The organism is Acinetobacter calcoaceticus (assembly GCF_051947995.1).
Taxonomy (GTDB): domain Bacteria; phylum Pseudomonadota; class Gammaproteobacteria; order Pseudomonadales; family Moraxellaceae; genus Acinetobacter.
In genome coordinates, this window is the sequence record NZ_JBLVVH010000002.1 from 420,436 (window position 1) to 446,686 (window position 26,251).

General features: G+C 43.3%; 23 protein-coding genes and 3 tRNA genes. 17 read left to right on the forward strand and 9 right to left on the reverse strand.

The window, feature by feature from the left end; translation table 11 throughout:
* Window positions 1-158: 158 nt before the first annotated feature.
* The 4 genes from ACNQO6_RS05145 (at window position 159) to ACNQO6_RS05160 (ending at window position 1,106) form a co-directional block, all read left to right on the forward strand.
* A tRNA-Val gene (locus ACNQO6_RS05145) sits at window positions 159-234 on the forward strand.
* Window positions 235-273: 39 nt separating this feature from the next.
* Window positions 274-350: transfer RNA gene (locus ACNQO6_RS05150), tRNA-Asp, on the forward strand.
* A 101-nt stretch (window positions 351-451) separates the two neighbouring features.
* Window positions 452-527, forward strand: a tRNA-Val gene (locus ACNQO6_RS05155).
* An 87-nt stretch (window positions 528-614) separates the two neighbouring features.
* Window positions 615-1,106, forward strand: a complete 492-nt coding sequence (locus ACNQO6_RS05160; protein WP_032879987.1) for a DUF2750 domain-containing protein — start codon at window positions 615-617, stop codon at window positions 1,104-1,106.
* Window positions 1,107-1,119: 13 nt separating this feature from the next.
* On the opposite strand, the gene ACNQO6_RS05165 is transcribed toward ACNQO6_RS05160, so the two are convergent.
* The 4 genes from ACNQO6_RS05165 to yccS all read right to left on the reverse strand — a co-directional run bounded on the left by ACNQO6_RS05165 (window position 1,120) and on the right by yccS (window position 7,564).
* Window positions 1,120-1,905 (reverse strand): YdcF family protein, encoded by a 786-nt coding sequence (locus tag ACNQO6_RS05165; protein WP_440208283.1) that lies wholly within the window; start codon window positions 1,903-1,905, stop codon window positions 1,120-1,122.
* A 119-nt stretch (window positions 1,906-2,024) separates the two neighbouring features.
* Complete coding sequence (locus ACNQO6_RS05170) at window positions 2,025-4,568, reverse strand: PepSY domain-containing protein (RefSeq protein ID WP_440208284.1); 2,544 nt, start codon at window positions 4,566-4,568, stop codon at window positions 2,025-2,027.
* Window positions 4,569-4,726: 158 nt separating this feature from the next.
* A complete protein-coding gene (locus ACNQO6_RS05175; protein WP_440208285.1) occupies window positions 4,727-5,311 on the reverse strand; it encodes a YcxB family protein in 585 nt (194 codons plus the stop codon).
* 78 nt (window positions 5,312-5,389) lie between these two features.
* Complete coding sequence (gene yccS / locus ACNQO6_RS05180; protein ID WP_440208286.1) at window positions 5,390-7,564, reverse strand: YccS family putative transporter; 2,175 nt, start codon at window positions 7,562-7,564, stop codon at window positions 5,390-5,392.
* 143 nt (window positions 7,565-7,707) lie between these two features.
* Between yccS and ACNQO6_RS05185 the strand changes: the two genes are divergently transcribed.
* A complete protein-coding gene (locus ACNQO6_RS05185; protein ID WP_343578736.1) occupies window positions 7,708-8,922 on the forward strand; it encodes a multidrug effflux MFS transporter in 1,215 nt (404 codons plus the stop codon).
* A 26-nt stretch (window positions 8,923-8,948) separates the two neighbouring features.
* On the opposite strand, the gene ACNQO6_RS05190 is transcribed toward ACNQO6_RS05185, so the two are convergent.
* On the reverse strand, window positions 8,949-9,653 hold the full coding sequence (locus ACNQO6_RS05190) for a nitroreductase (protein WP_062846087.1): 705 nt from the start codon (window positions 9,651-9,653) through the stop codon (window positions 8,949-8,951).
* A gap of 423 nt (window positions 9,654-10,076) precedes the next feature.
* Here ACNQO6_RS05190 and ACNQO6_RS05195 point away from each other — a divergent pair, with 423 nt between their 5' ends.
* The 6 genes from ACNQO6_RS05195 to ACNQO6_RS05220 all read left to right on the forward strand — a co-directional run bounded on the left by ACNQO6_RS05195 (window position 10,077) and on the right by ACNQO6_RS05220 (window position 19,259).
* A complete protein-coding gene (locus ACNQO6_RS05195) occupies window positions 10,077-11,429 on the forward strand; it encodes a DcaP family trimeric outer membrane transporter (protein ID WP_343578735.1) in 1,353 nt (450 codons plus the stop codon).
* A gap of 190 nt (window positions 11,430-11,619) precedes the next feature.
* Window positions 11,620-12,855, forward strand: a complete 1,236-nt coding sequence (gene gltS, locus ACNQO6_RS05200; RefSeq protein WP_312049950.1) for a sodium/glutamate symporter — start codon at window positions 11,620-11,622, stop codon at window positions 12,853-12,855.
* A gap of 94 nt (window positions 12,856-12,949) precedes the next feature.
* Window positions 12,950-14,431 carry an alanine/glycine:cation symporter family protein gene (locus tag ACNQO6_RS05205; RefSeq protein WP_312049951.1) on the forward strand — a complete coding sequence of 494 codons (1,482 nt, stop codon included), beginning with the start codon at window positions 12,950-12,952 and terminating at the stop codon, window positions 14,429-14,431.
* Window positions 14,432-14,588: 157 nt separating this feature from the next.
* Window positions 14,589-15,566 carry a patatin-like phospholipase family protein gene (locus tag ACNQO6_RS05210; RefSeq protein ID WP_343578734.1) on the forward strand — a complete coding sequence of 326 codons (978 nt, stop codon included), beginning with the start codon at window positions 14,589-14,591 and terminating at the stop codon, window positions 15,564-15,566.
* A gap of 230 nt (window positions 15,567-15,796) precedes the next feature.
* Window positions 15,797-16,990 (forward strand): peptide antibiotic transporter SbmA, encoded by a 1,194-nt coding sequence (sbmA, locus tag ACNQO6_RS05215; protein ID WP_005226984.1) that lies wholly within the window; start codon window positions 15,797-15,799, stop codon window positions 16,988-16,990.
* A gap of 217 nt (window positions 16,991-17,207) precedes the next feature.
* Window positions 17,208-19,259 carry a M13 family metallopeptidase gene (locus tag ACNQO6_RS05220; protein WP_440208287.1) on the forward strand — a complete coding sequence of 684 codons (2,052 nt, stop codon included), beginning with the start codon at window positions 17,208-17,210 and terminating at the stop codon, window positions 19,257-19,259.
* 51 nt (window positions 19,260-19,310) lie between these two features.
* Here ACNQO6_RS05220 and ACNQO6_RS05225 read toward each other — a convergent pair whose 3' ends face one another.
* Together ACNQO6_RS05225 and ACNQO6_RS05230 are read right to left on the reverse strand one after the other, a co-directional pair.
* On the reverse strand, window positions 19,311-19,826 hold the full coding sequence (locus ACNQO6_RS05225) for a chromate transporter (protein ID WP_005226986.1): 516 nt from the start codon (window positions 19,824-19,826) through the stop codon (window positions 19,311-19,313).
* On the reverse strand, window positions 19,823-20,395 hold the full coding sequence (locus tag ACNQO6_RS05230; protein ID WP_440208288.1) for a chromate transporter: 573 nt from the start codon (window positions 20,393-20,395) through the stop codon (window positions 19,823-19,825). Before ACNQO6_RS05230 ends, ACNQO6_RS05225 begins: the two co-directional genes overlap by 4 nt.
* Window positions 20,396-20,495: 100 nt before the next feature.
* Between ACNQO6_RS05230 and ACNQO6_RS05235 the strand changes: the two genes are divergently transcribed.
* Entirely contained in the window at window positions 20,496-21,395 is a 900-nt protein-coding gene (locus ACNQO6_RS05235) for a LysR family transcriptional regulator (RefSeq protein ID WP_440208289.1), read from the forward strand.
* 6 nt (window positions 21,396-21,401) lie between these two features.
* Here ACNQO6_RS05235 and ACNQO6_RS05240 read toward each other — a convergent pair whose 3' ends face one another.
* The gene (locus tag ACNQO6_RS05240) at window positions 21,402-22,151 is read right to left on the reverse strand and encodes a DUF4850 domain-containing protein (RefSeq protein WP_440208290.1); all 750 of its coding nucleotides are present in this window, start codon (window positions 22,149-22,151) and stop codon (window positions 21,402-21,404) included.
* 133 nt (window positions 22,152-22,284) lie between these two features.
* Between ACNQO6_RS05240 and ACNQO6_RS05245 the strand changes: the two genes are divergently transcribed.
* The 5 genes from ACNQO6_RS05245 (at window position 22,285) to ACNQO6_RS05265 (ending at window position 25,577) form a co-directional block, all read left to right on the forward strand.
* Window positions 22,285-23,349: a DUF1176 domain-containing protein gene (locus ACNQO6_RS05245; RefSeq protein ID WP_440208291.1), complete on the forward strand. Its 1,065-nt coding sequence runs from the start codon at window positions 22,285-22,287 to the stop codon at window positions 23,347-23,349.
* Window positions 23,350-23,384: 35 nt separating this feature from the next.
* Complete coding sequence (locus tag ACNQO6_RS05250) at window positions 23,385-24,155, forward strand: hypothetical protein (protein WP_440208292.1); 771 nt, start codon at window positions 23,385-23,387, stop codon at window positions 24,153-24,155.
* Between the two features lie 154 nt (window positions 24,156-24,309).
* Window positions 24,310-24,831, forward strand: a complete 522-nt coding sequence (locus ACNQO6_RS05255) for a hypothetical protein (protein ID WP_440208293.1) — start codon at window positions 24,310-24,312, stop codon at window positions 24,829-24,831.
* A gap of 90 nt (window positions 24,832-24,921) precedes the next feature.
* A complete protein-coding gene (locus tag ACNQO6_RS05260; RefSeq protein WP_440208294.1) occupies window positions 24,922-25,173 on the forward strand; it encodes a DUF6364 family protein in 252 nt (83 codons plus the stop codon).
* Window positions 25,170-25,577, forward strand: coding sequence for a PIN domain-containing protein (locus tag ACNQO6_RS05265; protein ID WP_440208295.1), 408 nt, complete (start codon window positions 25,170-25,172; stop codon window positions 25,575-25,577). Before ACNQO6_RS05260 ends, ACNQO6_RS05265 begins: the two co-directional genes overlap by 4 nt.
* Window positions 25,578-25,689: 112 nt before the next feature.
* Here the strand turns inward: ACNQO6_RS05265 and ACNQO6_RS05270 are convergent, their stop codons facing one another.
* Complete coding sequence (locus ACNQO6_RS05270; RefSeq protein ID WP_440208296.1) at window positions 25,690-26,172, reverse strand: hypothetical protein; 483 nt, start codon at window positions 26,170-26,172, stop codon at window positions 25,690-25,692.
* Window positions 26,173-26,251 lie beyond the last annotated feature (79 nt).

The following is a 26,251-nucleotide window of genomic DNA, read 5'->3' on the forward strand; positions in this document are numbered from 1 at the left end:
GAATATCGGCCTGTCACGCCGAGGGTCGCGGGTTCGAGCCCCGTCCGCTGCGCCACTTTAAGATTGCAAGAATAGCTAGAGTTGAATAGATTAGAATTTATGTCTTTTATATTCAAACAAATTTTTAAAGCGATGCTTTAGATTTGTTACCTCGCTCAGGGCGCTTAGCTCAGTTGGTAGAGCGTCTGCCTTACAAGCAGAATGTCGGCGGTTCGATCCCGTCAGCGCCCACCATAATTTGTGACATTTACTTCTCTATGGAAGTAATACAGTGCAGCGGTAGTTCAGTTGGTTAGAATATCGGCCTGTCACGCCGAGGGTCGCGGGTTCGAGCCCCGTCCGCTGCGCCATTCTCTTGATTCCCTGTTTAAGAGGGTGATAATGTAAGATACTACGCACTCCGTTTGTCTTGCGTCATAAAAATTGATATTCAATCAATTTTTATTCCTCAGGGCGCTTAGCTCAGTTGGTAGAGCGTCTGCCTTACAAGCAGAATGTCGGCGGTTCGATCCCGTCAGCGCCCACCATATTTCTTCCCCGATCTCATATCATTGTAATCAATACAAAGTTATTTTATGATTAGCATCAATAATGATTCTAATACGAAGTACTTTATGAGAAATCCTTATCAACGCAAGGCTGCGTCGAAATCTCAAGCTACACCTGCCAATTCTTCACTCAAAGACACTTACCGTCAGTTTATTCAAAACATTATTATGCAACGTCACGTAATAGCGCTCTATCATGACGGCTGGGCTTTATGTTCAACACCATCAGGTCAGCATGCATTATCGGTATGGCAAAATAAAAGCTTGGCGAAATTACTGATTAAAGACAATTGGGCACAATACGAAATTCAGGAAGTACCCTTATTGGCTTTTATTGAGAAGATGATTCCATTTTTAAAAGAAAATAATACCATCTTATCTTTGGATTTAACCCCTGAAGGGAATAACCTGTTGGTTAGCCCCGATGCTTTATTATTAGATATTAAGAACTTTTTATACCAGATTTACTTACAACGACCCGATGTATTTGCTGAGTTAAAACTGCCGTTACCGCGTGATATTCGTTTGCATCAGCCAGCTTCGTCCTCATTGGAATAGAGAAGGTCTCAATTCAATATTCATTGAGCAGCCAGCCACTGGCATAAGCAAAATATTCTCTTAACCAGGCGTTATAGCGTGTAGCCAATGGTGTGGTCGCTCCGAGCAGGGTAATATTACGATATCCTTGTTTTCTAGCAATGGCGGCAGCTCTTAAGGTATGAAAATCACTGGTCACAATCGCAATCGGTTGCTGGATATTGATGTGTTGGGCTTGTAATAATGTTTGACTATTTTTAAGGTTTAGTTCAGTGCTGGTGCTTTTATCTTCCAGAATGATGTGTGAGGCAGGAATATGGTATTGCTGTTGTAGATAACGAGACATCACCATAGCTTCGCTTTCGGTTTCACCATAATCTATACCGCCTGTCAGCACCAGTTTTGCATCAGGCTGCGCTAAAGCTACAGGAGCCGCGCGATCCAATCGTTTTGCCAGCGTCGCAGAAGGTTGTCCATTTTCTACGCCACTGCCCAAAACAATAATGGCTTTTACCGGTGCAACAGGTTGTGTTTCCGTACGATTATCAGCAAGGTAATCAAAGAAATAGCCTAAGCTGACCAACCATGCCCAGAAACACAGCCAGCCAAAACGCCACAGGCTATGCAGACGGAAATGGTAGAAAAAGAAACGTTCAACATGATAATAGAAATAAGCATAAAGACAGAAAAACAGTCCGAGCAGTAGCGGGAGTACAGCACCAATATGAATCTTTTTAAAGGCAATCAGAATTGCGCCATCTAAGAACAGAACTGAACCGATAAGGGCTAAAGCAAGACGAATCCATAAACTTATTTGCATAATCTTAATTGTGTCGATTTGAACCGTGCTAAGTGTATGCAAAATTAAAAGAAAGGCAACACTGCGTTTGTCTTATAAAAAAACGAGTGACTGGCACTCGTTTTTTTAAATGAGAAGGCTTAATACACATCTCGACGATAACGGCCTGCTTGGCGTAATTCATCCAGTTTTTGTTCACCGAGAATATCTGTTAAAGCTTGGTCTACACCTGAGGCCATGCCTTCGATGCTACCACAGACATAAATCACCGCACCTTGCTCGACCCACTTCACGAGCTCATCAGCATTATTCCGCAGAATATCTTGTACATAGATACGCTGTTGCTGATCACGAGAGAAGGCCAGATCAAGTCGTTGCAATGTGCCCATATTTTTCCACGCTTCAATCGTTTCCTGATAGAAGAAATCATGTTCGCGTTGACGTTCACCAAAGATCAGCCAGTTGGCGGTGTAGTTTTGGCGATTACGCTGCTGTAGCAGACTCATTAAACCCGCAATACCGGTACCGTTACCAATACAGAGGATTGGACGGTTATCATCGATTAAATGGAATGACTCATTGGTACGGATACGTAGCGCGATTGCTTGTTTGAGCGGCGCATATTCCGTTAACCAGCCAGAACCCAAACCGAGTTGATGGTTATCATCATAGTATTGACGCACTACCAGTCTTAACAACTGTTGAGATGGAATACTGGCAATTGAATACTCACGCGTTGGCAAGGTCGGAAGCTGTGCCAGTAACTCTTCGATGCTATTGAAAGGCTGAGTTTCAACACGCAGGTTTTTATCCCACAGTACCTGTTCAATCGTCTGGTTGAGCGATTGCACAACAGTGTGTGCTGTAATCTGGTGTTTGGCTAAAAAGTTTTGGATCGCTATTGGGCTATTTGCTGGCTGAATTTCAGCAATATCACCGGCATGCCAAGTCATATCCGAAACAGAGGTCAGTTCAATATTATAAGCCGCTTGACCTACACTATTTGGGTTGAGCAGGGTACGCGCACTTAACGTCCATTGATCAAAGACTTTCTCGATATTCATGGCATGTAATTCATGTCGGGTCACCACTGAAAGGGCTTGGTTCCAGCGCTGAATATCATGGGCATTGGCGTTATCTACTTCAATGAGATCGAAGAAGGGTTGTGCCTGACATTGTTTTAACCATGTATCAACTGCATAACCAAAGCTGCAATAACTTTCTGGATATTCTTTGGAGCCCAGCGCAAGCACGGCATATTGCATCTGGCTGAGATCAAGCTTTTGCTGCATCAGTTTTTTGCTAAAACCTGAGGCGAGATCGGGTGCTTCACCAGTCCCGTAGGTACTGATCACAAATAAAACCTGTGTTGCCTGTAGCAGATCCTGTTCGGTCAGTTGCTGGATCGGTTTAACGGTTGTTGGTTGTTGTGCTTCTTGCAGGCTCGTCGCTGTACGCCATGCCAGTTGCTCTGCCACACCGGTTTGAGACGCATAAGTGATCAGCCAAGGTTGCGCATTTGGGTCAATCTGTTGAGTGCTGAGGGATTGACGTGCGGCTTGGGTCAGCTTCTTCTGTTTACGGCGTTTTAAATACAGCATCCAGCCCGTTACGAAAAACAGTGGCATGCTGAGTGACGCCAGCATGGCAATAAATTGATAGGTCGAACCAAAGAAACTGCCACGGTGTACAGGTAGCATGCTGCTCATGATTTTTTCATTGAGCTTTTTATCTTCATACAGTTCAAGTTTCTCAAACTGTTGATCTTGATAGTTATAGACTGCTTGGTTACGTGCTCGCTCATGTTGTGGAATCGCATCGACAAAAGACACTTCGACTTTGGCATCGTCACGCTTTGGAATAGTTAAGGTCAGGCTTGAATATTCACGACCGATTTGCGCATTGACGCCCGTCCAGCTCTGGGTCAGGATGCGGTCGACCTGCTCGGTTGATAAAGCTTCTTGTTTATGCTTTCTATTTCCAGATTCATTGTGCTGTTGGTTACGTTGCGGTTGTTCAACGCCCATGACTTTGAACATCCCCGCACGCCACCAGTCATAGGACCAGTATAGGCCGGTGCAGGCAAACAGCAGATAGAATATCACCACCCATGTGCCGACAACGGCATGTAAATCCCAGATGAAATTACGGCCTTTTAACTTGGGTTTAATAAAGAACCATTGTTTAAAGCTATGTTTCTTGGGAAAACGTAAATACAGACCACTCAATACAAAGAAAATCAGCATCAGGGTAGAGGCACCAGTAATCTGTGCGCCAAATTCACCTGCCGTTAAATTACGGTGTAAACGTTGAATAAATTGCAACGTATCACGACCTTTAATCTCAGGTAAAACTTCCGCTGTGTAGGGGTTGACCATCATGTTATAGCCGCGGCGCGCACCTTCTTTTTTAATATTGACGGTGGAGGACGCAGTGGGATCAGCAGCGATGGTAATGCTGTTAATTTCAATTTCTGGTTGTTGTTGATTGAAATGTTGGTAGAGCTGGGCCGGGGTTAATTTGGGTGTTTGAGCCACTTCAACAACATAGCTGTCCTGATTGATCCATTTGAGGATTTGTGGTTCATATGAGTAAATCGCCCCTGTTACGCCCATCAAAGAGAGAATAAGCCCCGCGGTGATCCCTAAAAACCAGTGAATCTGGAAGAAAACTTTTTTAAACATGGTCAAAAAATGTAAATAGAGTGGAATTCATGTAAAAAATTATAACTCAAGATTAAGAATACAATATGGATTTTGCAGGTAATATTGATTTTGATTCTCATTTATTTTATGGGCAATAAAAAACCTCTCATGGCGAGAGGTTTTTGTTCATCCGTGTCTTAAATCGATTTAGGCGCGCCTACAGTTTCATTTAAGTGCTTGCGTACGGTATTAAAAGAAAAGTTCTTGGAATCCATGCGTTTTGGCAAAATATAAGCACCTTGCTGTTCTTCACCTTTAGGTGTTTTTACCTTGAAGTTCACCAGGATAAAGTCAGGGGAGCTATACCATTCATAGATATCTTTCCAGCCAATGGTCGCGGTACCTTCTTGCAGACCCATTTTTTGGCGCATCACGATCCCGTGTGGTTGTACACCTAGACGTAAGCCTTTAATTTCCTGTACAGGGAATTCAGTCATTTTACGTTTAACATACCACTCCAGACCAAATTTCTTGATCAGATAAAAAAGAACCACACTCACAATCACTACCCAGCAAATCACGGTAGAGTAGGTTGAGTAATATTTAATAAGTCCTGCTGCAACTAAAGAAAGCACCACAAGTGCAATCATAATCATCCATGCTTTGCGGCTGAATTTGTTGGTACTACGCCAAATCATAAGTTGAGCTTGACGTTGTTCAGCTTCAGAAACTTCGTAAGGAACAGGTTGTAGCGTATAAGCGTATAGCGTTTTGGCGGTCATAGTGTAAAAAATGAGTCTAGAACTGGGTTAAGTTTAACACCTATTGGCATGCAAAGATATTATGCCAATGGTGAATGATTAGAGCGATGCATACTCTGTGCCGTCTTCATTGGGTTCATGGCTCAGGCTTTGTTTCAACATACTTAAACGGGTGAGTACACCCAGCATCAGTGACAGTTGTTGCAAGATAATTAATGAATTTTGATCATTTTCTTTATTGCGGCTTAGACGGTCACGAATGGTTTGCATCATATTTTGTGCGGATAAATCAGGAACTTCATCTCTGAGTAATGCACCTTGAATATCGTCCAGTGCCTGATCAAGTAGGCTCAATACCTCCTGATCCTGGATTTTTTCACGGTGTGCACCCAAGGCAGCGATATAACTTAAAAAGGTATGGCTGAGACAGAGAAATTCGAAGGCCAGGCTTTTCTGGTTAACATCAATATTCGGTTCGGTGGCGATGGTCGAAATCAGTGATGCCACTTCTGCATCGGTATTATGGGCAGCCCGACGCACTACACGGTAATTCAGGGCATTATTACGACCATGATGATATTGAGCGACTACTTCGCTCAGGTATTGACATTGGGCCTGTAAAGAACGGCGGATCGAGCGGGGCAGTCTGCGGAACTTCCAGTCTGGCCAGATAAAACTCACACCAAACCAAGCCAGTGCACAGCCGATTACCGTATCAATAAAGCGGGGAAAACCGGCTGCAAAAGCTGAGCCATCCAGATTGAAATTGATGAGCGCCAGAATGGTAATAAAGGCCGTGGCTTGTGCATATTGCTTACTGCGCAGTTCTAAAAAGAGAACCCCGCTGAGCACCAGCATGACCAGTTGTCCTTCAATGGAAGGAATAAAGTAGATAATTGCAAGACCGACAATAATACCAACCAATGTACCGATAATCCGTAAATAGAGGCGGCGTTTGGTGGCGTTAAAATTCGGCTGGCAGACGAACAGCGCCGTTAACATGATCCAGTAACCGTATGCGATATCGGTCATCTGGATAAACACATAGCCAATAAATAGCACAATGGATAAACGTACAGCATGACGGAATAATACCGATTCTGGAGAAAGATGCTGTTTTACACGGACAATAATGTCATTCCAGCCTTTGAGATCATCATCTTTCAGCTGGCTTTCTGCATGTTGGGCATTGATCTTTTGCAGATTGCGTTCGGTTTCCAGATTCTGTAATTGCGCATCAATTGATTTCAGATTCTGATACAGCGCAAACAAGGCATTAATCCGCACCTGATCATAATGTCCATCTTCCCGCAACTTTTCCAGAGAGGTGCGTAAATTTTCAAAACTATGCTTAAAGCGTTTGTTATGCACATAACGGGTACGACTTAAAATCGATTGAGACAGATCCTGACAGGCTTTACCCTGAATCGACAGGATGCGCTGGAAGCGGAACAGGATGTCGCTATGCTGGAACACTTTGGCCAGTTTCTGATAATCAATATGGGCTGAATCGGCACGTTCATGAATATCCTGTGCCACAAAATAATATTGCAGGCTGCGTCGGGTATCCTTTTGACCGCGGTCACCTTTGAGACGGGTTAACAAGGACATGCGCAGATCATTAAAGATCGCCACCAGCTTGCCATTTTCCATGGCAATATCAATCATGCTTTGTTGGTAGCTGGATGGAGTCATGTCGACATCAAACAGGTTGGACTTGGCAAACAGGAAACTTCCCAGCGCCGAATACGATGCCGAAAGCTGATCCCGGACTTTTCGCACCGGGAACAGCAGGAAACTGATGGTGGAGAGTAGGCCATACCAGGCCGCACCTGCCACGAGAAGCGCGGGTTGAACATACCATTGCTCAAATAAATGCACTCCCAGCATGGTATAAACAGAAGTCACCAGACAGCCGTAAGCAATGGTGGCATAACGTCGCCCGAGCGAACCGAGCAAGATCCAGCCGATACATGAGGCAATCAGTCCGATTGCAAAGGCAACCGGATAGGGAAATAACAGTTGAACCGAAGCCGCGGTAATAAAAAATCCGATATAGGTATAAATCAGATTCATGATGCGCACAGAGAAGCGATCATCAATATCACTAATCGCGGCAGCAACCACACCGAGGGTTAAGGGAATGGTGGCGAGTTGATAATCGAGTAAGTACGGAACGAAAGCTGTCCCTGTAAAGGCAATGAGCATGCGCACGTTATACATCAACGTGGTGTTATAGGTTGTTTGTTTTAAACGTCCGAACCAAGGATTCAAGGGGTGTCCTTCTTGTATTCTACAATTGAATTTTCAGCGTGACTGTTCACAGGGATAAAGTGTTCGCAGACGTTAATATTATGCACAAATCTGGTGGGGATGCTAAGCTTAGAATATTCCAAAATTTGTTAAAGTGGGGCAGTATGCAGGCCGAGCAAACCAATCAACGTCAATATTCAACAGCATGGATTATGTTGCTTGCTTTGTTAACTGCGTTAGGGCCGTTATCGATTGATATGTATTTACCTGCATTACCGCAAATGGCGGATGAATTCGGGGTAAGTACGCAAATGGTTGCCAATACCTTGCCTGCCTATTTCTTGGGTCTGGCGATAGGTCAGTTGATTTATGGCCCAGTGAGTGACCGGATTGGACGTAAAATACCGCTTTATTTTGGCTTGGCACTTTATGCCATCGCCAGTCTGGCTTGCGTTTTTGCAAGCAATGAATGGGCCTTGATTGCTGCCCGTATTTTTCAGGCTTTGGGTGGCTGTGTGGGTGTTGTGATGGCGCGTGCTGCAATCCGTGACCGTCTGGATATGCAGGGTTCTGCACAGGCATTTTCCAGTATGATGATTGTCATGGGGCTGGCACCGATTCTGGCACCCATGTTTGGGGCATGGATTCTCAACTTTTTTCCGTGGCAGGCGATTTTCATTACCTTATCGCTGATTGGGGTGATGTGCTGGCTCTGTGTGCATTTCTTCTTTAAAGAATCTTTGCCGGTCGAGCGCCGTTTAAAATTATCGGTCTATCAAGTCACAACATTATATGGGGCGATCTTAAAGGATGAGAGTTTCCGTGTGCCGATGTTTGCAGGCTGCTTAACCGGTGCGGCCTTATTCTGTTATATCAGCTCGGCTTCTGCGGTTTTTATGGGACAGTATGGTTTATCTCAGCAACATTTCTCTTATGCCTTTGCCTTAAATGCAGCAGGCATCATGCTGATGTCTTCTATTAATAAACACTTGAATACCCGTATGGGCATTTACCAGCGTTTAAAGCTGGGTGGTGCGATTCAGTGTTTGGGGGCATTGATTGTGCTCGGTGCTGGCTTTATGGTGCATGCGCCATTAGGGGTATTGATGTCAGGTTTATTTCTGGTGGTTTCTGGTATTGGTCTGACCGGGCCGAATGCGATGGCTTTGGCCATGTCCCAACAGGGTGCACGTGCAGGCACAGCCAGTGCGATTATGGGCAGTATGCAATTTGCCTGTGGTCTGTTGGCGGGGATCATTCTGAATTTCCTGCTCTGGAAAGCATCCCTGAATATGGGCATCATGATGTTGTTATTTACCAGCGCAGGTTTCTTTGCCATCTTAAAAGTTGGCAAGCTGCAAAGCAGTAGTTCTAGCTAAAGAAGTACTGCTGCACCTTGGGTGGTTTAATCTAGAAATACGGTAAAGTTTTCAACCGGTTCACGCGGAGTAATGAAGGTGTTGACAATATGGTCAGGGTCGGCATAACCCAAGGCAATGGTACACACCAACTCTTCATCTTCTGGTGCACCCAGAATATCCAGAACGATCGGGTGGAAATGATTCCACGCTGCTTGCGGGCAGGTATCCAGACCACGGGCTTTGGCGGCCACCATGACATTTTGCAACATCATGGAAATATCCATTTTTGAACCAATACCCATGATTTTATTCACGGTAAAATACAGGGCGACTGGCGCATCAAATAACTGGAAGTTACGCAATTGTTGCGCTGCCATTTTCTCTTTTTCACCTTTCTGAATGCCCAGCAAGCCATAGAGACCCCAGCCATTGGCACGGCGACGGTCAATAAACGGTGAAATCCAGGTTTCAGGATAGTAGGCAAAGGTCTCTTGGTATTGGGCAGCCAGTTCTGGTTTTTGCAGAAGTTCGATTTGTGCTGCACAAACACGATCAATCATTTCGGCACGTTTCTGTCCTGTCACCACATAGACTTTCCATGGCTGAACATTGGTACCAGAAGGGGCACGGCTGGCGACAGTCAGGATATCTTTAATGGTTTGGGGATCGACAGGGGTATCTAAAAATGCACGTACCGAGTGACGAGAGGTAATCGCCTCATCCACCAGACGGACTTGTTCCGTGTTCATGAAAACTCCAACATTTTGATTTTTTAATGTCTGGAGACTATAAAACAATAAATGTTTTTTGTTGTCAGTTTTTCAGGTATAAATATAGGGTTGCATAAAAAATACGCACAAAAATTAGAGGATTAACACTAATTGTTGTGAGTTTTCTATCTTTTGTTTGGTTTGTGTGAAAAATAATTCTATTAGTAACATAATGAAATCGAAATAATATTTATGCATACTCAATGGAATCAATAAAACTCTTTAAATAAAAAGTACACACAATATCCGAAATTTATGCATAATACGCCCTTTTTAAAAATGATTAGACTTTCCTTGCTGAATGGGTGAGGGGGAATTTTCTATTTGAAAGACAGCTTGAATTTATCCAATTCAATGTCTGTGGGAAATGTTGAAATATACACTATATACAAGGAGCTTCTCATGAGTTTATCTCTCATCCGTAAGCCGTTCGTAATGCAAGGTCTGGCAATTACTGTTGCAACCTTAATGATGAACAGTACACATGCTGCTACAGAGCAAGAACAGATTCAGCAACTTCGTGATGAAGTGAAGGAATTAAGAGCTTTATTACAGCAATATGTTCCCCAAGCAAAACAACAAAATGATGCCCCTCAAGCTGCTGTTACCCCTGCTACTGCAGTGGTTGCAACCAATAATCAAAATACTCCAGCTGTTGTCACCAATACCCCGAAAAAATCTCCATTAAGTTTTAGTTCTGCTTCCGGTGCAGAGGTAAAGCTCTATGGTTTCTTGCGCGGTGATGCTTCTTATCAATCAAAAGGCGGCGACGGTATTTTTAACCGCATCAATAAGGTTGATCTGGAAGGCGCTGAAAAAAATAGCGACCGCTTCTATAGTACTGCAACCGTGACTCGTCTTGGTCTTGATTTCAAAGCACCGGTCGAAGGTGCTGATGTTGGCGGTAAATTAGAAGTTGACTTCCGTGGTGGTGCTAGCAATGACACGATTCGTATCCGTCATGCGTATTTGACCCTCAACGACTGGTTATTTGGTCAAACCACATCAACTTTCCTGGCAACTGATTTGCAACCGGAAATGCTGGATTTTAACTCTCCTTTGGGGATTGGTACCTACCGTACCCCAATGGTTCGTTATAGTGGCAAGTTCAATCCGGACACGAGTTATGCTGTTGCTTTGGAAAAAGGCAGTGACGATAACCGTGCGCCATCCCTCACTTCAAAAGTAAAATATGATTTTGCTGAAGGGCAGGGAACCACCTCTGCACGTGCCCTGTTGACAGAGGCGCGTAGTAAAGCAACTTATGACAACAACAATAACCGCATCAATTCAGGCGAAGCTGAACTGGGTTGGGGCGTTGCTGTTGGTGCCAAATATAAATTCACCGATTCATTACAGGCCATGATTGACTATTCGCATGTCAAAGGTGATAGCAAATTCCTGTTGTATACCAACAATGCCTTCAATGTAAATCCAAATAATTTTGATTTGAACCTGAATGAATTTGATGCATTTACAGTCGGTTCAACTTATCAGATTAACCCGAAATTACGCAGTACTTTAGCCTATGGCGCAATGTTTGCAGATGACAGCAATGATTTTGCGAAACAGGCCGTGATTGCAAAAGACAGCGCCCAGAACAAAACCTTGCAACAGGGTTGGTGGAATATCATGTATTCGCCAGTGACCCCGATTACGTTTGGTCTGGAATATGTCTATGGCGAACGTAAAACCTTCGATGGGCAAAAGGGTAAAGATAATCGTGTAGGAGCAATGGCTCGCTATAACTTCTAAGCCATTTATCCTGCAGATGAAAATCATCCGTGAAAACTGAATCACTGTAATGAGCAAAAGGTTCTTATATCGGACTGTATGCTTTTTATTAAGCTGATTGAGTTTTCACTCATTTTGAGAGTTACTATTTTAGCTGTTTTGAGGTGGGAACAAGCCACCGAAGGAACTGCTGAAATAAACGGAAGAAGATATGGAATTTACTTTTAATGGTTTTTATACCCTGATTTCAGCCGTTATCGTGTTGTTATTAGGGCGTTTGCTCGTTAATAAAATTGATTTCTTAAGACGCTATAATATTCCCGAGCCTGTTGCAGGCGGTCTGGTTGCAGCTGTAGTTTCACTACTTGTGCATTCGCTTTGGGGTTATAGCATTGTCTTTAGTAGCGAGTTACAAACCAGTTTTATGTTGATCTTCTTTGCTTCGATTGGTTTAAGCGCCAATTTTATGAAGCTTAAAGAAGGTGGTATCGGGTTGGTGATCTTCCTGGTCTGTGTTGCCTCATTTATCGTCGTACAGAATGCTGTCGGTATGAGTCTGGCAACCTTGCTGGGTATTGATCCGCTGGTGGGTCTGATTGCTGGCTCAATCACCTTGACAGGTGGTCACGGTACAGCAGGTGCATGGGGTGAGATTCTTGAAACCCAACATGGGATTCAAGGTGCCTTGGCGCTGGGGATGGCGAGTGCAACTTTTGGTCTGATCATCGGGGGGATTATCGGTGGTCCATTGGCTAAACTGTTGATTAACCGCTATGGCCTTGCTCAGGCGCAAACGCCAGCAGAGATCAAAAACCGCGATACGCATCTGGATCAGCATCCTGACGAGCTGGCGCCATTTGAAAATCCACATCAAGTCCGTTTAATCACTGCTGATAATGCCATTACGACTTTGGGTATGTTTGCTGCGTGTCTTGCCTTTGCAGAATTCATGACCGGTTTCAGTAAGGGCACATGGTTTGAGTTACCTACCTTTGTATGGGCACTCGGTGGCGGTGTTATTTTACGTAATATCCTGGAAAGCGTATTAAAGATTGATATCTTTGATCGTGCAATTGATGTTTTTGGTAATGCTTCATTGTCACTTTATTTGGCAATGGCATTGCTTTCGCTCAAATTATGGCAACTGGCAGATCTTGCTGGTCCGCTTGTCGTAATTTTAGGTGCGCAAACCATTACTATGGCATTGTATGCAGCATTCGTGACTTTCCGTGTCATGGGTAAAAACTACGATGCCGCTGTTCTGGCAGCAGGTCATTGTGGTTTTGGTATGGGTGCAACTCCAACTGCGGTTGCAAACATGCAGGCCATTACCAATATGTATGGACCATCTCATAAAGCGTTCCTGATTGTTCCGCTTTGTGGTGCGTTCTTCGTTGATTTAATTAACGCAACAGTAATTCAATTAATTTTGAAATTCTTTGCCTAAGTCGGATCAAAAGCCCCCAACGGGGCTTTTTTGATTCATCCATTGTTATCGTATATGTACGGATGTACATAAAATATTTAAAAGCGAATAAGTGATGAATGAAAAATTAAATGACACCCTGATGGCTTGGGTAAGTTTTTTCAATGATCCTTTATGGGACTTCCTCGTCGTTTTCCTTCTTGCAGTTGGTATTTTCTATACGATTGCGACCAAAGCTGTGCAGATCAGAATGTTCTTTCACAGTATCAAGGTCATGAAAGGCAGTCGTACTAAAGGTGAAGAAAAAGATGCGCACGGACTGACCCCATTCCAGGCCTTTGTAACAGGCTTAGCCAGCCGTGTTGGTGTAGGTAATATTGCGGGTGTTGCGATCGCGATTGCGATTGGTGGACCCGGTGCTGTGTTCTGGATGTGGTTTACTGCATTACTGGGTATGAGTTCGGCTTTTATCGAGTCTTCGCTTGCCCAGTTATTTAAAGTCAGAGACAGCAATAGCAAGCAGTTTCGGGGTGGACCAGCTTACTATATTACCCAGGGCTTACGTAGTAAAACCTTTGGTGTGATCTTTGCACTTGCACTGATCTTTACCTACGGTTTTGTATTCAACTCGGTTCAGATCAATGCCATTGCCAATGCTTCATCGCATGCGTGGGGCTGGGATAAAGCCAATCTTATTGCACATTTGGGCGGTGTAGATTTAGAAATTTCATGGGTTGGTCTGGCACTGGTTGTATTAGTTGCATTGGCGATTTTTGGTGGTATTAAACGTATCGCTAAATTTGCTGAAATGTTTGTGCCATTAAAAGCTGGTCTATACTTGGCTGTTGCTTTATATATCGCATTAAGCAACTACGAACTTTTACCTGGCATTTTCAAATTGATCTTCACTGAAGCCTTCCAGTTCAACGCAGCAGCGGGTGGTTTCTTTGGTGCCATGATTTCTATGGCAATGATGCAAGGGATCAAGCGTGGCTTGTTCTCAAACGAAGCGGGTATGGGTTCGGCACCGAATGCTGCCGCAGCTTCTGATGTAAAACATCCTGTAAACCAGGGTTTGGTTCAGATGCTGGGTGTATTCGTCGATACCTTCATTGTATGTACCAGTACCGCAATCATTATTCTGGTTTCTGGCGTTTACCATGATGCAGGCTTTGTCGGGGTTGAATTAACCCAACGTGCTTTAGAGTCTCAAGTGGGTAGCTGGGGTGGTGACTTTCTTGCGATTCTGCTATTCCTGTTCTGTTATTCTGCCGTGTTAGGTAACTATGCGTATGCGGAAAGTAATGTACAGTTCATTAATAACAATCCAAAAGTCATGTTCATCTTCCGAATTTTTGTGTTGGTGATGGTGTACTTCGGTGCAATTGGTAGTGTTCCGCTGGTTTGGTCTATGGCTGACTTGTTCATGGGGATCATGGCAACCATTAACCTGGTGGCAATCTTATTGTTAACTCCGATGGCTCGTACCTTGTTGAAAGACTATACGTCACAGTTGAAGAAAGGTATTAAAGAACCTGAGTTTAAGATTGATAACTATCCAGAACTGAAGAAAAAAGTCGGTTCTGATATCTGGTAAGTAATTTGAATAACGCCTTGAATCAATAAAAAAGTCCCTTTCGAGGGACTTTTTTTATGAAGTTTTCATGACATATGCAAAGAAATTGATACATCTTTTCAAATTTGCTAGCGCTAAAATCCGACACAGAAAAACAGTCAATATGGCAATACTGCGTATGAAACAGCTTAAATTATGGACGCTTGGTCTTTCAATGATGTTCTTGGCGGGTTGCCAAAGCACAGCGCATTTAAGCCCAGCCGTTGAAGATGCTCAAGCGCATGCTGTTTCGCAACCCTTTGCTTATATTAAACAGCAACAGAAGCGTCCAGTGGTGGCATTGGTGCTGGGCAGTGGCGGGGCGCGGGGCTATGCCCATATCGGTGTGATCGAAGTTTTAGAACAACAAGGCATACGTCCTGATTTCATTGTTGGAACCAGTGCAGGGAGTATTGTCGGTTCAATCTATGCCAGCGGCAAAAGTGCTGCTGAATTACGTGATATTGCCTTGAAGCTAAAAGCCAATGATGTCCGTGATGTCAACCTGAGTTTAAAGGGCTTTTTTGATGGTAAAAAGGTCGAAGATTATATCAATCAGCAAGTCCATAATACGCCCTTACAAAAGTTGAAAATCCCGCTTTATGTGGTGGCGACCGAGTTAAAGGACGGTACAAGAACCGTATTTAACTATGGCAATACCGGGCAGGCTGTTCGTGCTTCTGCCTCGATTCCAAGTATGTTTGTCCCGACCATGATTCATGATGTGGAATATGTCGATGGTGGGCTGGTCAGTCCAGTACCAGTGCAGGTTGCACGTGAACTGGGTGCAGATGTTGTGATCGCAGTAGATATTCTGGCTCAACCGATCCATACCGAAACCACCAATGTCTGGGGGCTGTTTAACCAGAATATCAATATCATGCAAGGTCGTTTGGCTGAAGAGGAACTGAAACAGGCGGATATCGTGATCCAGCCTGATCTACGTGAGAAAGCGCATATTTTTGATGTAAAAGGTCGTGAACAGACGATGCAGGCAGGTATTGATGCAGCGAATGATAAACTGGCAGATATTCAATGGACTATTCAAAATAAAACCAAACCCTCAAGAGCGGATCAGCAGAATATGGCGGTCAAGCAAAATTCAGCGCTACCATGATGATTAAATGTTGTTCAGATTTATAAGTGGACTTAAGTCCTTGAGTCCATTTGCTAAAATTCATTTTTTATAAAAACAGCTTATAAATATTCTACAAAAAGCTATTAAAACCACCAGAAAAATAGTAAATAACTACAAATCATAAAACTTTTCTATCAGAGAGTTTTAAGTTTTAGGTCATAGGATGACCTCATCAAATAAATTGTTTCATAACAAGGATTGTTAAACAGATGTTTAAGTCTTTCTTTCCGAACCCGCGTCTATTTTTTATTTCTGTGGTTGTCTGGCTCGCACTCAATATGCTGTTGTGGTACAGCGGTGGTCATAGCTGGGGCGAATATCTGGGTTTTCCTAAAGGCTATGCGGATGCAGAGCTGTCTGTCGGAGTTAATCGATTCTGGGAGCCTTCTTCACTTTGGTTTTATCTCTGGTTTATCACTGCTACGGCCTTATTTGCTGGATTTTGGCGTATTTTTTCAGATCATAAATGGCAAAAGTGGTCGATCTGGGGTTCAGCCTTTATTTTGTTTAATATCTGGTTTGGCGTACAGGTGAGCTTGGCGGTGAATGCTTGGTATGTACCATTCTGGGATATGATCCAAAATATGCTAACCAATGGTGGAGGAAGTATTACTGATTTATATAAAGAAACCATGGTATTTCTATATATTGCCATGGTTGGTGTGACTATGGCTGTGTTAAATGCTTTTTTTACCAGTCATTATGTTTTTCGCTGGCGCACGGCGATGAATGAGTATTATACCGAACACTGGCCTAAGCTACGCCATGTCGAAGGTGCTGCACAACGTGTACAGGAAGATACCATGCGTTTTGCCACGATTGTCGAAGATTTGGGGGTTGAACTGGTCAAGGCAATCATGACATTGATTGCATTCTTGCCATTATTATTCCAGCTTTCAAAACATGTTCCAGAAATACCTGTAATTGGAGAGCTACAATATTCACTTGTTTGGGCTGCAATTGCATGGGCGATATTTGGTACAGTTTTACTCATGGTGGTCGGGATAAAATTGCCTGGGCTCCAGTTCAATAATCAGAAAGTCGAGGCGGCTTATCGTAAAGAATTGGTCTACGGTGAAGATCATGAAAATCGGGCACAGCCAGCCACATTAAAAGAACTGTTTGAGCGAGTAAGAAAAAACTATTTCCGTCTCTATTTCCATTATACCTATTTTAACTTAACGGCTTCATGGTATGGGCAACTGGATATTCTCTATAATCTATTTGTGCTTTTCCCTGCGATTGCAGCAGGGAAGTTAACACTGGGTTTAATCAATCAGATTGGTGGGGTTTTTGGTAAGGTTCGTGAATCTTTCCAATATCTAATTAGTTCATGGAAAACCATTATTGAGTTGCTCTCTATTCATAAACGTCTTAAAGCATTTGAAAAGATTCTGGATTAGTTTGCTGACTTTGTTCGCTAAAGCCTTGATCAAAGATCAGGGCTTTTTTGTTGCCAGAGAAGTTAACCGGATTGTGGTTTTTATGTGAAAAGTGAATATATATTGCAACGAAAATGACTTTATTTGGTCTCACGACTTCACTATAGTCGTTTGATAAAATTAATGATCTCTCATTTTGCTCTTGTATAACTTAGAACCTAAATAAATAGGATAAATCATGAAACCTGTATTGCTTAAAAGTGCATTAGCGCTTGCACTGACTGCTTTTACTGCAAATGTATGGGCAGACCCAGCAATTAAATCCTCCCCAAGTCAAAAAAAATCAGGCATTGACCAGCAATATATCGATCAAACTGTGTCTGCCCAGCATGATTTTTATGATCATGTAAATGGAACATGGTTAAAGGAGACTGCGATTCCTGCAGATAAGTCACGTTGGGGCGCATTTAATGAGTTGCATGAATTATCGACTAACCAGTTGCATGCCATTGTTGAACAATTGAGTGCCCAAAAATGGGCAGCAGGCAGCGTAGAGCAAAAGATTGCCAGTCTGTATGCCAGCTTTATGGATGAAAAAACAATTGAATCACAAGGCCTTCAACCTTTACAGCAGGAACTGGCACAGGTAGATGCAATTCAAAATAAACAAGACTTCGCTCGATTAATGGGGCATTTCTCGCGTATTGGCGTCAGAACGCCGTTTGATATCAGTATTGATCAGGACATGAAACGGTCGGATGTAATGATTGCAGGTTTGGCACAGCGTCGATTGGGCCTGCCAGATCGTGACTATTATTTAAAAGATGATCAGAAGTTTGTGGAAACGCGTGCAAAATATCTCAAGCATCTTGAAAAAATGCTGCAGCTTTCAGGCGATCAGCAAGCAGCCCTGCACGCCCGACAAATCCTCCAGCTGGAAACGGAACTTGCCAAGATTCAGTGGAGTAATGTTCAAAATCGTGATTTATCCAAGCGTTACAATATTTACCCGCTTAAAGATTTGAATCAGTTAAGTCGTAACTTTGATTGGGATACTTATCTGAAGACGGTTGGGGTAAAGGATAAAATCCAGACCATTCAGGTACATCAGCTCAGCTATTTTAAAGCGCTTGATCCAGTGCTGAATAAAACTCCTTTAGAGGTGTGGAAGGCCTATTTTAAATGGAACCTGATCAGTAGTTTCGCTCCTTATCTGAATAAAGCTCTAGTTGATGAAAGTTTTGCGTTTTATGGTAAAAGTTTGCGTGATGTGGCTGAACAGGAAGTGCGCTGGAAACGTGGCGTACAAACGGTAAACGGTGTGCTTGGTGATGGTCTGGGTAAAATCTATGTAGAAAAACATTTTTCTGCGGATAAAAAACAGCGCATGGATACCTTGGTTCAGAATCTGATCCGGGCGTATGATCAAAGTATTAGCCAGCTGGACTGGATGAGTCCTGCAACCAAAGTACAGGCCAAAAAGAAACTGGCTAGCCTATCCATTAAAGTGGGTTACCCGAAGAAATGGCGTGATTACTCCGCGCTAGACATTAAAGACGGTGATCTCATTGGCAACGTGATTCGTGCCAGCGAGTTTGAGCATCAGGACGAACTGGATAAGCTCGGTAAACCTGTGGATCGCGATGAATGGTTTATGTCACCGCAAACGGTAAATGCGTATTACAACCCATCCTCCAATGAAATTGTGTTCCCCGCGGCCATCTTACAACCACCTTTCTTTAATATTGAAGCCGATGATGCGGTCAATTATGGCGGGATTGGCAGTGTCATTGGGCATGAGATCAGTCATGGTTTTGATGATCAGGGCAGCCAGTTTGATGAATTGGGGAATATGCGTAACTGGTGGACCAAGCAAGATCATCAGAAATTTAAAGCCAAAACACAGGCTTTGATTGCACAATACAATACCTATGAGCCGATTGCAGGCTATCACGTTAATGGTGAACTGACGCTGGGTGAAAATATTGCCGATAACTCGGGATTATCGATTGCCTACAAAGCGTATCAACTGTCCTTGGCAGGTAAACCTGCGCCTGTGATCGAGGGGCGTACAGGTGAGCAGCGTTTTTATATGGGCTGGGCGCAAGTCTGGCGCGCCAAAACCCGTGAAGCACAAGCCATTGTATATTTAAAAACAGATCCACATGCGCCCGATAAAGTCCGGGCCAATGGTGCTTTAGTCAATCAGGCGCCGTTCTATGATGCTTTCAAGATTAAAGCCGGGGACAAAATGTATTTGGCCCCTGAAAAGCGGGTCAGTATCTGGTAATCCAGAATTCAATAAAAAACCTGCATCATGCAGGTTTTTTATTGGCTCGATTTAAAGGAAGGCAATTCCTAGTCCTGCGCCTGCGGCCATCACCCAAAGTGGATGGATCTTTTTAAACATCCCGAGCACTGCAGTAACAACTACGATAATGACCAAGAGCAGGTTTTGTGCGGAAGCATCGGCAATCATCCAGGCACTGACCAGGACCAAGCCGACAGTAATCGGTTTCAGGGCTTTTTCAAAACGCGCCCGTAACGGATTGGCTTTAAAGCGTTCCCAGAATTTGAGTGCATAAATGGTAATGATGGAAGATGGACCAAATTTTGCCAATGAAGTGACCAGTAAACCTGCTGGGCCTGCCACATGCCAGCCGACCAAAGGCACAATCATCATATTCGGACCGGGTGCTGCCTGCGCCATGGCAAATAGCGAGCTAAACTGCTCTGCACTCATCCATTGATGCACGGTTACCACCTGATGCTGCATTTCAGGCAGGATGGCATTACCACCGCCAAAAGCCAGCAATGAAAGCTGAGTAAAAACCACGGCAAGGGTGACTAAGATCATGATTTTTTCACTCCCAATACCAGCATGTTAATGGCCAGTAGAATCGCTAAAGTCAGTGCCAACGGCAGCTTGATCCAGATCATGAACACAAAGGTCAGGCCGATGGTAAAAAGGGTCAGATAACTTTTCAAGATGGGTTTGAGCATCTTAAAGCCTGTGGCAAACAGCAAGCCTGCTGCGGCGGCGGCCAAACCCTGGATCATGTGTCTGACGGCAGGCAGATATTGAAAATGCTCATAGACCTGATAGATGATCAACACAATTGCAGTTGGGGCGGAGATCAAACCGAGGACTGAACTGATCGCACCTTTCACGCCCTGGAATTCCATTCCAATGGCAACCGCCATATTGATGATATTACCGCCCGGTAATAACTGGCACACGCCAAGTAAGTCGGTAAATTTGCCAGCATCAATCCATTTATGTTCTTCAACGATAATGCGATGTGCCAGTGGCAACACGCCACCGAAACCCATCAATCCCAATTTCATAAACCCCGTAAAAAGTGCCTTACAATCAGGAGCAGTCGCTAATGGTTCACGCTCTATTGATAGGACTTGGGCTTTCATTGGATTACCTTTCTGTTCAACCTTGTGAGCTATAGCATGAAAGATTTATGGTATATTCACAAATGCTATTTTTGCCATTATCTATACTTTCAAGGTATGTATGATCGATATTCATAAGCTCAATGCATTCGTTGCTGTGGTGGAAGAAAGCAATATTTCTAAAGCAGCAGTCAGACTGCATATGCAACAGCCACCCTTGACCCGATTGATCAAAAGTCTGGAACAAGAACTGGATACGGCTTTGCTGAAACGTCTGCCTCGTGGTGTCGAGGTTACGGAAGCCGGTAAGGCTTTATATCAGGAAGCGATTACCATTCTGGCGCATGCCCACTCGATCCCGAAACGGGTAAAAAACATTGCGCAAGGCCTGGAAGGTCAGATCAATATTGGCTTTACCAACTCAGCAGGCTTACATCCTTTTTTGCCTGCGGTGTTGCGTCAGTTTAGGGAACAGTTTCCTGCGGTAGCGATTCATCTGGAAGAGGACAGCAGCACAGCTTTAACGGATGCAGTCATCAATGAAAAACTGGATATTGTATTCCTACGCAAACCTGCACCGATTCATACCGAAGTCCAAAGTATTCACGTACTGGACGAGCCTTTGATTGTCGCGTTGCCGAGTAATCATCCTTTAGCTGGGCAAGAGGGAGCAATCCGCTTAGTCGATTTGGAGCCTTATGAGTTTGTATTGTATCGCCGTATCGCGGGACAGGACCTGTTCGATAATATTCTGGCGAACTGCTATCAGGCCGGTTTTAGTCCCAATATTGTTCAAGAGGCACCGCGCTTAACCTCGAGTCTTAATCTAATTGCCGCAGGCATTGGACTGTCGATTGTCCCCGCATCAATTCAGGACTTCTGGAACAAGCAGATTGTGTATAAATCGCTAGAGGCGAAAAAACCATGTATCGCCCCGATTTATGCAATTTGTCGTGCCAAGGGCAATAGTGTTCGGGTTGAGCATTTCTTGAGTTTACTCAAAGCCAGTCAGGCGGTTTGAAACGGTTCAATGGTTAAAGTGATAAAAATTTAAAATAGGACCCACCAGATGCTGTTGGGACTGATCCAGCGTTACGATGATTTCCCTAAAGTTAAAAGTGTCCTCATCATCGTATTTCGCGACGCCATGAGTTTTATTATTCAAGTTTGGAATCTGATAGCTAAAGAACGCCACATGTCTGGAAGGATGCACCACCTTGACCAGTTTTTGTGGGTCTTTATAGCCGCCATATTCATTTTCAATACTCTGCTTTAATAGATTAGGAAAATAAAGTGTGGCATAGGGCATACCGCAGCCCACACAAACGGATGAGTCGTACAATTCAATCGCCTGTTTTTGATTTGGACTCATCAGCAAAGCTGAACCGGTACCATTTGCACCTGCACTTGCCTCCACATCGTGCCAATCTTTCGGGATCAGCACGGCACCAATTTCTGGGAGTGCAACAAGTTTAAGCTGCTTGGCCTGATGTGTATCCAGCTTAAAGTCAAAATGGCAACTTTTTGCCGTACAAGGCTTAAAGTCTTTTAATAAGCCATCATCGACAGGATTGAGTGCGGTAACGCCATAAAAGGGAACGCGGACATCGTTGGCAAAGGATACTTCACCCAAGGCATAGATTTGATTGTCAGCTTTGCGCTGTTGGACTGTATTTGAGAATTGGGGAAAAGTGGGTTTAAAGCTACGAACTTCTGCATGAGTTGAAGTCGTTGCTAGGATGAATAAAACAGTGGAAATAGCGAACAATGTTTTCATTTTTAAATTAAGTATTTTAGGTTTGAATTCAAATGAATATATTCTGCAATACAAGAACCTACAACCTGTTCTATTCAATCGTATTAGAATATTTCAACGAATAATAAATAAATTACATTGAGACATAATCCCTATGAACAAGATCCTTCCAGTCAGTTGTTTTATTGTGTTGAGTTCGAGTGCGTTTGCCCAAGACATTAAGGGCATTTCTTTCTCGCATCAGGATTGGGAAATCTACTGTAGCAATACGGGGACTTGTCGGGCTGCGGGTTATCAAAATGAAGCGGAGCGCAATGAGCCTGCTTCATTATTATTGACCCGTCAGGCGGGACCCCGGCAGCCTGTACAGGTGGAATTCGCACTGGCACGTTATGAAGAGGCGTCTTTTCCGACCACCAAGCTTAAAAATATTCATTTTTATATCAATGGTAAAGATTTGGGCGTAGTCTCGTTTGAGGGGACTGAATTTCCGCTGATGGGTAAACTCTCAGCAAATCAAGTGAATGCTTTATTACAGCAGTCCCGACAACAGACCCAGATCGTGTTTAAAAATGCGCAGCTGCAATGGAAAATTTCAGATGCAGGCATGACTGCAGTCTTGCTGAAAATGGATGATTTCCAGAAGCGTATTGGTACGGTAGGCGCTTTGACTAAAAAGGGCCAGGCGGATGAGTCAAAGGTACTGACAGCTCAACCTAGATTTACGGTCAAACAGCTCAAAACCTCCAGTAAACCTTATCTAACCTTGCAGCCAAATAACAAACGCTATGCAGCGTTATATCGTAATTTGATGGCAGCTCAGCCGACATCAAAACAGGAGGGCTTTTGTGAAGGGATGTATGAGGATGGTGAAACAAAGCCTCAAACGATCGAGTTATATAAACTGACCAATAAAAAAGTATTGGCGATGACCTTGTGCTGGCGTGGTGCCTATAATGAAGGTTATGGCGCATGGGTGCTGGATGATTCACTTGTCAACAAGGCAAACTTTGTGACTGAACAGGCTTCCGAGTTTTATAACGGTATTTTGAGTAGCTCACAAAAAGGTCGTGGTATCGGTGATTGCTGGGCTAGTGATGAATGGGTCTGGGATGGACAGAAGTTTGTACATACTCAAGATCGCTGGACAGGGATGTGTAAAGGACTAGCCGCGGGTGGGGTGTGGGATCTTGATCAGATCGAAGCCATCGTTAAATAATGCATTGAACATAAAAAATAGCCTAAGGAAATATCATGCTAAAGGATAAAAATGTTTGGTCTGCAATGATTCTGCTGGGCACATCCATCTGTTTTAGTGCAACTATTTTTGCTGCACCTTTACAGATTTTGGAATTTAAAAAGGGACAACTGAGTTCAACCGAACAGACGCAGCTTTGTGAACAGGTCACAGACCTATGTCAGAACAAACCAAAATTGCTAAGCTTGAAAACACCTGATCAAGGTCTATGGTTATTATCTGAGGGCAATATTGCTCGGTTTAGTATTTCAAGCACAGGTTTTAAACTATTGAAACAGTGGCATATTCCATTAGCCTCGTCGGAAGAAATGGCACGATCAGGACAGTATATTTTTCCAAAGCTATTTCCCATGGATCAGAATCGTTATGCCGTTGCCATGATTGATACTTTTTCTGAAATGTATTCAGGTGGTGGGGCGGGGATTGAACGTGCCAGCTTTTATGAGTTAAAGGATTCGGGTCAGACGTATCGCTTTATTGAAAATTATCCTTTTAGTTTTAATCGTATGATTCGGGCCTGTTTCTCGGAACAGGATTACGAACGTTCGAAGGGCAACTGTCATGATGAAGATGGTCTGAGTCTGGATATTCGTCCGATCAAGGCGATGCTTTGGCAATTCCGTTATCGCTACAGTTTGGATGTATCTCCTGCATCAGATTCGGGCGAGAAATCGTTTAAAGGCAGTCGTAACCTGAATATTGATTTAAATAAAGCCCCGCAGCAGCCAAATATACCCGCATCATGGGATTATGCTGGTATGGAATAAATGCGCATGCAGGAATATAGGATTGTTTTAGAGGATCATTTTACACTTTGCCAAAGCTTTAAAGGGCGTGGGCTTACGCAATTTACAGCGTCATAACAGATGATTTGCACCGTACGTGGTACAAAGGGAAAGATTGCAATTTGGAACTGTGCTTATGTCTCGCGTTTATTCTTCTACCCGCCGTAAACTTTCTCATCTGAGTCGTTCTGTTTTGATGGCTGCGGCTGTGTTGGGTACAACCCAAATGGCAACGGCAGGGCCAACAGTCGATCAATTGAGTGACTGTTTGGTGAAAGCGACCACCGCAGCGGATAAAACCACAGTGTTGCAATGGACATTTAGTGCTTTAGCTGCGCATCCTGATTTAAAGGCATTCAGCAATGTCACGCCTGAGCAGAAAACCCAGCTGGATCAGAAACTGGCGCAGGTGTTACAGCGCGTGATTGTGGAGCAGTGTTCGACGCAGACCAAAGCCGTGATTAAAGCTGAAGGCATTCAAGCAGTCGGACAGGCTTTCCAGCAGTTAGGCCAGAGTGCAGGGCAGGATATTGTCAAAGACCCAGCGGTCAGACAGCAGTTGCAAGGTACCTTGCGTTATATTGATTTAAATAAATTGGTCACGACTTTTTTAACACCTGATATCTGGAATAAGTTAGGTGTGTTAAGAGGGCAGTAAGAATTTAAGTTTTCTCTCTTGATTAAAAGGAATTGCTAAAAAATGACCTATACGTATAATTAAATAATTAATACGTATAGGGAGAAGCTTATGCAAGCAAAATTAACATTGTCTATTGATAAAAATGTGATTGAACGAGCAAAACATTATGCCCAACAGCATCAGCAAAGTGTTTCTAGCTTGGTTGAGGCTTATTTAGACCGTATTTCAGCTCAAGCGAATAGAACAAATGAGCTTCAAGCGCCAATTACAGAGCGTTTAACTGGAATGTTTGCAGAGCAGGATAACGGGCAGGATTATAAAGAATTACTCGCAGATGGACGTATGGAAAAACATCTATGAGTGAGCGTATTTTTATTGATTCTGATGTGATTTTAGATGTCGCTTTAGCGCGTCAGCCTTTCGTTGAGGCGAGTCAGTCTGTTTTGGTCTTGTGTGAAAATAGAACTTTTACAGGCTGTATTTCATCCAATAGTGTTGCCAATATTTACTATATTTTACGTAAGTTAGGCGGGGATGAGAAGGCTCGTATATTTATAAAGCAGCTACTAAAATTTTTCGTCATTATTCCTGTAGATCATGTTGGAATTACCAATGCTTTAGAGTCTAAATTTACTGATTTTGAAGATGCTATTCAGCATTTTGCTGCTTTGAGTTTTGGTTGTTCGATGATTGTCACTCGAAATATTCAGGATTATAAGTTTGCTGAATTGAAGGTGGTTTTGCCAAGTGTTTTTATTGATTGATTTTGATATATCTCAATGCATTGATTTAAATAAGTTAGTCACGCCTTTACGTTAATAAATTAAATCATAGCCCTCGTTCATGAGGGATTTTTTTATTGTCTTGGATATTTATTTATCGCAATGAACATGCTTTGCCTTCATATTCATAACGATGAACCTTATATTCTTGACCATCCCAACGGAATACAGCAAAGCAAAAACCAGAGCCTTCATTAATAAGATCTGGCCAACCATCTTTACCTGTAGTTTTTAGGAAAGTTGGGGTTCCTCGATTTTCGACAATCATTTTCCATCTCCCTTTTTTCTGTTGGGAGATGAGGTGGTAACCCACCATTTCTCGGCCATAGCATGTTGAATCAGCATCTGAAATGATGGCATCTTTTAGTCCATCACCATTTAAGTCTTGATATGTAGTGATTTCACCGATATCGCAGTTACCTTCCCAACCATATTTAGTTTTTTTAAAACCTGCCGCTTTAAAAATGGCCTCAGCATCGGCTTTAGGAACTTGGGGTGTTTGTGCAAAATTAGAAGTGCTGATTAAAAGTAAACAGGTACTCAAAAGTAATCTATTTTTCATAAGTTGAAGGATCATGTCCGTTTTAGTTTAAAAATTTATTGTGTGAATATTTTATCCTATAAAAACTAAAAAACCCGCTCTAGAGCGGGTTTTC